Origin of the sequence: Pseudomonas sp. Pseusp97, assembly GCF_047304025.1 — a bacterium.
In the GTDB taxonomy this organism is placed as follows: domain Bacteria; phylum Pseudomonadota; class Gammaproteobacteria; order Pseudomonadales; family Pseudomonadaceae; genus Pseudomonas.
In genome coordinates, this window is the sequence record NZ_JBGLYK010000243.1 from 1 (window position 1) to 7,794 (window position 7,794).

A 7,794-nucleotide genomic window follows, 5' to 3' on the forward strand; every position below is an offset into this window, starting at 1 on the left:
TGGGCTCGCAGTTGTGAATAAGACACCGCCTCACGCGCTGCCCGCGTCCCTACGACCACGCGCCGGCCGGCCCCTGGCTGCAAGCGCTGAACGGCCTGCTCAAGCGCCTGTCGCGCGCGCGCTGGCCGGAAAGCCACAGCCATACCTTGAGCGGCCGCGCCTGGCTGGCCTTCCTCGACACCCGCTGCCCGGCCGCCGGCCTGACCCGCTGGATGATCCTGGTGGAAGGCGGTTATCGCGCGGAGTGCAAGCTGGACGACAAGGCCATCGACGGTCTAGCCGCCGCGGTGGAAACCTGGGTGCGCAAGCATGTTTGAGTTCGCCTGGCCGTGGATCTTCCTGCTCGCCCCGCTGCCCTGGGTGATGCGTTTCATCCTGCCGCCGGCCGATAACGGCGAGGCGGCGATCAAGGTCAGTTTTCTCAAGGAACTCGAAGGCCTCGCCGGCCGCCGCGCCCGTGCACGCCTGCCGGCGTGGCGCCAGCAGGCACCCTTCGCCCTGCTCTGGCTCTGCCTGCTGCTGGCCGCCGCGCGCCCGCAATGGGTCGGCGAGCCGCTGCCGATCCCGGCCACCGGCCGCGACCTTCTGGTGGCAGTGGACGTTTCCGGTTCCATGGATTACGCCGACATGACCTGGGACGGCGCGGAGGTCAGCCGCCTCGATCTGGTGAAGAAGCTGTTCGGCGACTTCATCGAAGGCCGCCGGGGTGATCGCGTCGGGCTGATCCTGTTCGGCACCCGCGCCTACCTGCAGGCGCCGCTGACCTTTGACCGCCATACCGTGCGCATCTGGCTGGACGAGGCGCTGATCGGCATCGCCGGCAAGGACACCGCCCTGGGCGACGCCATGGGTCTTGCGGTCAAGCGCCTGCGCCAGCGCCCGGCCGAGAGCCGCGTGCTGGTGCTGATCACCGATGGCGCCAACACCGCCGGCGAGATTTCCCCGCAGACCGCCGCCAGGCTGGCCGCCGAGGAAGAGGTGAAGGTCTACACCATCGGAATCGGCGCCGATCCCAAGCAGGGCGGCGTCGCCGGGTTGTTCGGACTCAATCCCGGACTGGACCTGGACGAGCCCACCCTCAAGGCCATCGCCGAAAGCACCGGCGGTGAGTACTTCCGCGCGCGCAACGGCGAAGAGTTGCAGCGCATCTCCGAGAGTCTCGACCAGCTCGAACCGGTGGAACAGAAGCCGACCCAGGCGCGCCCCGCCATCGCGCTTTACCGCTGGCCGCTGCTGCTGGCTCTGCTGATCAGCGCCGCGCTGGTGGTCGGTACCCTGTGGCCGCCCGAGGACTGGCGCTGGCCGGCCTGGATGGCGCGCCTGCAGAAGGAGCGCCGGCCATGAGCCACGTCTGGCCGCACCTGTTGCACCCGCTCTGGCTGATCCTGCTGCCACCGCTCGGCTGGCTGCTATGGAAACTCTGGCACCGCGAGCGCCGCGTCGGCCGCTGGCAATTGCTGCTGCCCGCGGCCTTCCACCCGTGGTTGCTGTCCGGCGGTAGCGGCCGCCATGAACGCCGTCCGTGGATCTACCTGGGCATCGCCTGGCTGCTGGCGGTGCTCGCCCTGCTCGGGCCGAGCTGGCAGCAGGTGGAACAACCCCCCCTGGAGCGCAGCGACCCGCTGGTGGTGGTGCTGGAGCTCACCCCGCAGATGCTCGCCACCGACCTCAAGCCGACGCGCCTGGAGCAGGCCCGGCACAAGCTGCTCGACCTGCTGCAGAGCCGCAGCGACGCGCAGACCGCCATCGTCGTCTATGCCGGCAGCGCCCACACGCTGGTGCCGCTGTCCAATGACCTGGGCACCGCGCGCAACCTGCTCGACGCCCTCAAGCCGTCGATCATGCCCGAGCCGGGCCAGCGCGCCGACCTCGCGGTCGCCCAGGCGCGCCGCCTGCTGGACAACGGTGCCGAGGGCAACGGCCGCATCCTGCTGATCACCAGCGCGCTGGATGCCCGCGAGCGCCAGGGCATCCGCCAGGCGCTCAAAGGCAAGGGCAAGGACCTGCTGATGCTCGCCGTGGGCACTCCTGGCGGCGCCCCCATCGCCCAGGAAGACGGCACCTTCCTGAAAGACGAGCAGGGCAACATCCTCGTGCCGCGGCTCGACGAAAGCTCGCTGCGCGCATTCGCCACCGACATGGGCGGACGCTTCCAGCGCCTGCGCGCCAGCAGCAGCGACCTGCGCTCCCTCGGTCTGCTGGACAGCACCCAGGGCCTGCAGGTGAGCGAAGAGGATGCCCTGCTGCGCCTGCAGCGCTGGGCGGACCAGGGCTACTGGCTGCTGCTGCCGTTGCTCCTGCTCGCCGCCTGCGCGGGCCGCCGCGGCTGGCTGTTCAGCTTGCCCCTTTTGCTGCCGCTGCTATGGGCGCCGCCGCAGGATGCCAACGCCTTCGAGTTCAGCGACCTCTGGCTACGGCCGGACCAGCAGGGCCAGCGCCTGCTCGATGCCGGGCACCCCGCCGAAGCCGCCGAGCGCTTCGACGACTTCCGCTGGAAGGGTCTGGCGCTGTATCGCGCCGGCGACTATGTCGACGCCGCCCAGGCCTTCGCCCAGGGCGACGAGGCCGCCGACCACTACAACCGCGGCAATGCCCTGGCGAAACAGAACGAGCTGGAGGCTGCCATCGACGCCTACGACCAGGCACTGGAGCGCGACCCCGAACTGGAAGCGGCCAAGCGCAACAAGGCCCTGCTCGAAGACCTGCTGCGCCAGCGCAAGGAAAACCCCGCCGGCGATGGCACCGACCAGCCGCCACAGCAGAACCAGGACCCCGCGCAGAGCAGCGATCCCCAGTCGGCCAAGCCGCAGGATCAGCAGCAGGAGGATGAGCACTCCGCCGAGCGCGACTCGCAGCCTGCGCCGGCGGCGCAGAACCCTTCGCAGGACGCCGACCGCCCTTCCGCCAGCCAGAGCGACAAACCCCGCGACCGCACCGGCGAAGAACAGGAAACCAACCCGGAACAAGCCGGTCCACTGGGAGACGAGCGCCGTCAGGCCCTGGAACAGTGGCTGCGGCAGATTCCCGACGACCCGTCCGAACTGTTGCGCCGCAAGTTCTGGTACCAGCAACAGCAGCAGCGCCAGGAACCCAACCCATGAAAAGGCTGATCTGCCTGACCCTGCTTTGCTTCGCCGCGCTACGCGCCGAAGCAAGCTTCACCGCCAGCGTCGACCGCGCGCGCGTGACTGCCGGCGAGAGCGTCGAGCTGACGCTGGAGTCGGACGACCCCACGCTGTTCGGCAAGCCCGACCTCAAGCCGCTGGACGAGCAGTTCGTGGTGCTCGGCACTCGCCAGGTCAATCGCCTGACCACGCTCAACGGCAAGGCCCAGGCCACCACGCGGTGGATCATCACCCTGCAGCCGCGCAGCGAGGGCAAGGTGGAAATCCCGCCGATCCACCTGGGCGGCAATACCAGCGAACCGATCAGCCTCGACGTGCTCAAGGCCGAGGACAGCGCCGAGGGGCAGAAGCTCGCCCCGGTGTTCATCGACGCCAGCGTCGACCGCGAGGAGAGCTGGGTGCAGGCGCAGGTCATCCTCACCCTGCGCATCTACCACTCGGTATCGCTGTACGACGACAGCAGCCTCAGCCCGCTGCGCATGACCGATGCCCGCGTGGAGCAACTGGGTGAGCCGCGCACCTATGAGAAGGACATCAACGGCGTTCGCCATGGCGTGATCGAAGTGCGCTACGCGATCTTCCCGCAGAAGAGCGGCACCCTGGAAATCCCCGGCCAGACCTTCAACGCCACCCAGGTTGCGCAGCGCCGCAACGACGAGTACAACCCCTTCGGCCCACCGCCGGGCAAGCAGGTGCGGGTGGTCTCGCCGAGTATCCCGCTGCAGGTCGACCCCAAGCCCGCCGACTACCCCAGGGACGCCCCCTGGCTGCCTGCCCGTTCGCTCAGCCTGACCGAGACCTGGAGCCCCCAGCCCGAGGAAGCCAAGGCCGGCGAGTCGCTAACCCGCAACATCATGCTGCGCGTGGAAGGTCTTTCCAGCGCCCAGTTGCCGCCATTGCCGATCACCCTCCCCGAAGGCCTGCGTCATTACCCCGACCAGCCGCAACTGGCCAATGAGAGCAGCGACCAGGGCATGATCGGCAGCCGCGAAGAACGCGAAGCGCTGATCGCCGACAAGGCCGGCGCGGTGGAATTGCCACCGGTGGAAATCGTCTGGTGGAACACCCAGGAGCGCCGCGTCGAACGCACCAGCCTGCCCGCGCGCACGTTGCAGGTTGCCGCAAACGCGCAGCTGGAAGAACACACCGAGCCTCCCGCCGCGCCCAGCGAAACAGTGGTCAGCGATACGCTGCTGTGGCCCTGGCAGCTCGCCTGCGCGCTGCTCAGCCTGACCACCTTGCTCGGTTTCGGTCTGTGGTGGCGCGCCCGTAGCCAGCCGGCGGTAATCCGCGTGGCGCAGGCCGGGCCGAGTACCCGCACCCTGCTCGACGAGCTGCGCCGCGCCTGCCAGGCCAACGATTCCCACGCCACCCGCCAGGCGCTGGATGCCTGGGCGCGACAGCAGCCGGAAACCCTGGCCGACATGGCGGCGCGCTTCGTGCCGCTGTCCGATGCACTGGACGGCCTCAACGGCGCGCTTTACAGCGACAGCGAAGGCGGCCGCAACTGGCAGGGCGAGGACCTCTGGCGCGCCATCCGCACCCTCCCCGGCGCTGATCCGGATGCCCCTCCGGCGACCGAAACCAGCAGCCTGCCGCCGCTCTATCCGCGCTGACGGCTATGCTGGAGGCATCCCCGCCAGAGGTGCCTCCATGCCAGCACACCGGCTGATTCCAGCGCTGGCCGCCGGCCTGCTGTTGATCTGCAAGCCGCTCGCTGCGGCCGAAGTCCTGCCTCCGACCCAACCGCTGCAGGGGCCCGGCGGTTCGAACTATGCCCATGCCGATGTGCGCCAGTGGCACTTCACCGCCGATGGCAACGAGTACTGGGTGTTCACCCCGGACCGCCCTGCCCCGTCCAGCGCGCCGGTGGTGGTGTTCACCCACGGCTGGAGCGTCATGCAGCCCGACCTCTACCGCGCCTGGATCGAGCACATCGTCCGGCGCGGCGCCATCCTCATCTACCCGCGCTACCAGGCCACGCTGAAAACGCCGGCGGCGGAGTTCCTGCCCAACGCCGCCGACTCGGTGCGCCGTGCGATTGCCGACCTGCAGGCTGACAAACTGGGAGTGAGGCCTGAGCTGGAACACGTCGCCTATCTCGGTCATTCGGCGGGCGGGCTGATCGCCAGTGGGCTGGCAGCCTCCTGGCAACGCCTGAACGTACCGAAGCCACGCGTGCTGATGGCGGTGGAACCGGGCAAGAGCAGCGGCCCGCGCTGGCGGCAGGTGCCGCTGGAACCGCTGGCGAACATTCCCGCCGGCACCTTGCTGCTGGCTGTCTGCGGGGATGAGGACGAACGCGTCGCCTGCGATGACGCGCGGCGCATCTACGCGGAAAGCACCCAGATTGTGCCGCGCGACAAGGACCTGCTCCTGCTGCGCAGCGACCGCCACGGCAGCCCGCCGCTGCTGGCCAACCACGCCGCGCCCACCGCACCGCGCTTCGATCCGCGCTATCCGCCCAGCGACTCCACCAACTGGCTGCTCAATCGCGTGCAGGAGCGCGTGAAGCAGCGGCTCAAGCAGGGCCAGCCATCGGCGCACAACGCCTTGGCGACCGATGCGATGGACTGGTTCGGGCCGTGGAAGCTGTTCGATGCCCTGTGCGATGCGGCCTTCTACGGCCAGGATCGTGATTACGCGCTGGGCGGCGGGGCGGCCCAGCTGTCCATGGGTCGCTGGAGTGATGGGACGCCGGTGAAGGCTATTCAGCGGTTGTCCACCTCATCCCCCTGATGGTTCGGGCGCATGGCGGGTTCGCGAGCAAGCTCGCTCCTACGAAGAGCACCTGCTCTGGCTCTGGCTCTAGTTCTGGCTCCTAGAGACTTCCAGAGAAATATCCGCACGCGCCGAATGCCCCGTTCAGGAGGCCTCGTTGAAGCGGAGTTTCAGGGATTGAGCGACATGGATGTCGCGAGAGCCGCGATGGGCCAGGGATGGCCCTTCGCGGCGTGCCCCTGAAACTTCGCTTCAACGAGGGAATTTTTCGCCTAAGCGAAAAACCGGATGTCCGGGGCAAGACCTTTGCCTTCTTTGGGTCGTTTGCCAAAGAAGGTCGCCCGAGGGGGCGAAACATGGAGTCCACGCGCATACCGACGCGGCGCAGAACACCCAGAGCAAAAGCATCGCGGAGAAGCTCCGCTCCTACAAAGGCACAACTATCGGAGCAAGCCTGGACGAGCGCGCCATGCGCGCGATCGCGGGCATGGCCCGCTCCTACAATGAAGCCCCCAGCTAGCTGGCGCTGTGCTCCATCACCGCCCCCTTGAACACATCGTCCAGCGGCACCTGGTAGCCGATGGCGAGGCGGTTGGTCTCGTTGGCCATGGCGACCACCGCCATCAATTCGCCGAGCATCGCGTCGTCCATCCCGACCTTGCGCGCCGCGGCGCCGTGGGAGCCGATGCAGTAGTTGCAGTTGTTGGTGACGCTGACGGCGACATAGATCAGCTCCTTCACCAACGGGTCCAGCTGCCCCGGCCCCATCACCTCCTTGAGGCTTTCCCAGGTGCGCTTGAGCGTCTGCGGGTGGTTGGCCAGGGCCTTCCAGAAATTGTTCACCCAGTCGATCTTGCGGGTAGCCATGATGTCGTCGTAGACGGCACGGACTTCGGGGCTGGCTTCGGCGTATTCGATGAGCTGGAAGGACATGGGGACTCCTGAATGAAGAACGAAACAGAATAAGAAAAGCAGAATTCAGAATTGGAATACGGATATAGCGATGGAGAAAGATAAGGCGCTTTCTCCCATCCCCGTCAAGGAATCAGACCCATGCAACGCCTTCCCGCCCTGCTCTTCGCCGCCGCCCTGCTGCCTGCCGCGAGCCAGGCCGCCCAGCCCGGCCTGTGGGACACCTATGCCAGCCTCAAGCAACACGACTGGATTGACCTGACCCATTCGTTCGACAGCAACACCCCGCACTGGAAAGGCTTCGAGCCCATGGGCCGCAAGACGCTCTACAGCGTGGACAAGGACGGCTTCCAGGTGGAGCTGTACAGCCACGTCGGCCAGTGGGGTACCCACGTCGACCCGCCGGTGCATTTCCACAAGGGGCTGCGCAGCGTCGACCAGCTGGACGTGAAGGAACAGTTCCTGCCGCTGGTGGTGTTCGATATCCATGAGCAGGTGGCGAAGAACCCCGACTACGTGCTGACCCTGGCCGACGTGAAGGCCTGGGAGGCGAAACACGGCACAGTGCCCCAGGGCTCCTTCGCGGCGCTGCGCACCGACTGGTCCAAGCGCTGGCCGGACCAGGCAAAGATGCAGAACCAGGATGCCAAGGGCGTGGCGCACTACCCGGGCTGGAGCAAGGAGGCGCTGGTGTACCTCTACGAGACGCGCAAGATCACCGCGTCCGGCCACGAGACCACCGACACCGATCCGGGCATCGCCACCAGCAAGGACGACTACTCGCTGGAGTCCTACATCCTGGGCACCAACCACTACCAGATCGAGCTGCTCGCCAACCTCGACAAGGTGCCGGAAGCCGGCGCGCTGGCGGTGGTGAGCTTCCCGAAGATCGCCCAGGGCACCGGATTCCCGGCGCGGGTGTTTGCCATCCTGCCCTGAGTTGAACCTGTAGGAGCGAGGGGGGGGGGGGGGCGGCCCCCCCCGCGGGGGGGGGGGGTGGGGGGGAGGCGCAGGCGGCAGAGAAAAAAAAAAAAAA

Annotated in this window: 6 protein-coding genes and 1 pseudogene; 6 read left to right on the top strand and 1 reads right to left on the bottom strand. The window is 67.7% G+C overall.

The window, feature by feature from the left end:
• Positions 1-29: 29 nt before the first annotated feature.
• The 5 genes and pseudogenes from ACCC94_RS25660 to ACCC94_RS25680 form a co-directional block, all read left to right on the top strand.
• Positions 30-317: pseudogene (locus ACCC94_RS25660) on the top strand (DUF4381 domain-containing protein); the annotation flags it as partial.
• Positions 310-1,344 carry a vWA domain-containing protein gene (locus ACCC94_RS25665; protein WP_413352436.1) on the top strand — a complete coding sequence of 345 codons (1,035 nt, stop codon included), beginning with the start codon at positions 310-312 and terminating at the stop codon, positions 1,342-1,344. The pseudogene ACCC94_RS25660 and the gene ACCC94_RS25665, both read left to right, overlap by 8 nt.
• Positions 1,341-3,101, top strand: a complete 1,761-nt coding sequence (locus ACCC94_RS25670; RefSeq protein WP_413352437.1) for a VWA domain-containing protein — start codon at positions 1,341-1,343, stop codon at positions 3,099-3,101. Before ACCC94_RS25665 ends, ACCC94_RS25670 begins: the two co-directional genes overlap by 4 nt.
• Entirely contained in the window at positions 3,098-4,741 is a 1,644-nt protein-coding gene (locus ACCC94_RS25675) for a BatD family protein (protein WP_413352438.1), read from the top strand. The genes ACCC94_RS25670 and ACCC94_RS25675 overlap by 4 nt, the downstream gene beginning before the upstream one ends.
• Positions 4,742-4,778: 37 nt before the next feature.
• The gene (locus ACCC94_RS25680) at positions 4,779-5,864 is read left to right on the top strand and encodes a chlorophyllase/cutinase-like alpha/beta fold protein (protein ID WP_413352439.1); all 1,086 of its coding nucleotides are present in this window, start codon (positions 4,779-4,781) and stop codon (positions 5,862-5,864) included.
• Between the two features lie 498 nt (positions 5,865-6,362).
• Here ACCC94_RS25680 and ACCC94_RS25685 read toward each other — a convergent pair whose 3' ends face one another.
• The gene (locus ACCC94_RS25685) at positions 6,363-6,779 is read right to left on the bottom strand and encodes a carboxymuconolactone decarboxylase family protein (RefSeq protein ID WP_413352440.1); all 417 of its coding nucleotides are present in this window, start codon (positions 6,777-6,779) and stop codon (positions 6,363-6,365) included.
• 120 nt (positions 6,780-6,899) lie between these two features.
• Here ACCC94_RS25685 and ACCC94_RS25690 point away from each other — a divergent pair, with 120 nt between their 5' ends.
• Positions 6,900-7,697, top strand: coding sequence for a cyclase family protein (locus ACCC94_RS25690; RefSeq protein ID WP_413352441.1), 798 nt, complete (start codon positions 6,900-6,902; stop codon positions 7,695-7,697).
• Positions 7,698-7,794: the final 97 nt, after the last annotated feature.

Coding starts and splice junctions, on each gene's coding strand:
- ACCC94_RS25665 (WP_413352436.1), top strand. CDS start 310: ATGTTTGAGTTCGCCTGGCCGTGGATCTTCCTGCTCGCCCCGCTGCCC.
- ACCC94_RS25675 (WP_413352438.1), top strand. CDS start 3,098: ATGAAAAGGCTGATCTGCCTGACCCTGCTTTGCTTCGCCGCGCTACGC.
- ACCC94_RS25680 (WP_413352439.1), top strand. CDS start 4,779: ATGCCAGCACACCGGCTGATTCCAGCGCTGGCCGCCGGCCTGCTGTTG.
- ACCC94_RS25670 (WP_413352437.1), top strand. CDS start 1,341: ATGAGCCACGTCTGGCCGCACCTGTTGCACCCGCTCTGGCTGATCCTG.
- ACCC94_RS25685 (WP_413352440.1), bottom strand. CDS start 6,779: ATGTCCTTCCAGCTCATCGAATACGCCGAAGCCAGCCCCGAAGTCCGT.
- ACCC94_RS25690 (WP_413352441.1), top strand. CDS start 6,900: ATGCAACGCCTTCCCGCCCTGCTCTTCGCCGCCGCCCTGCTGCCTGCC.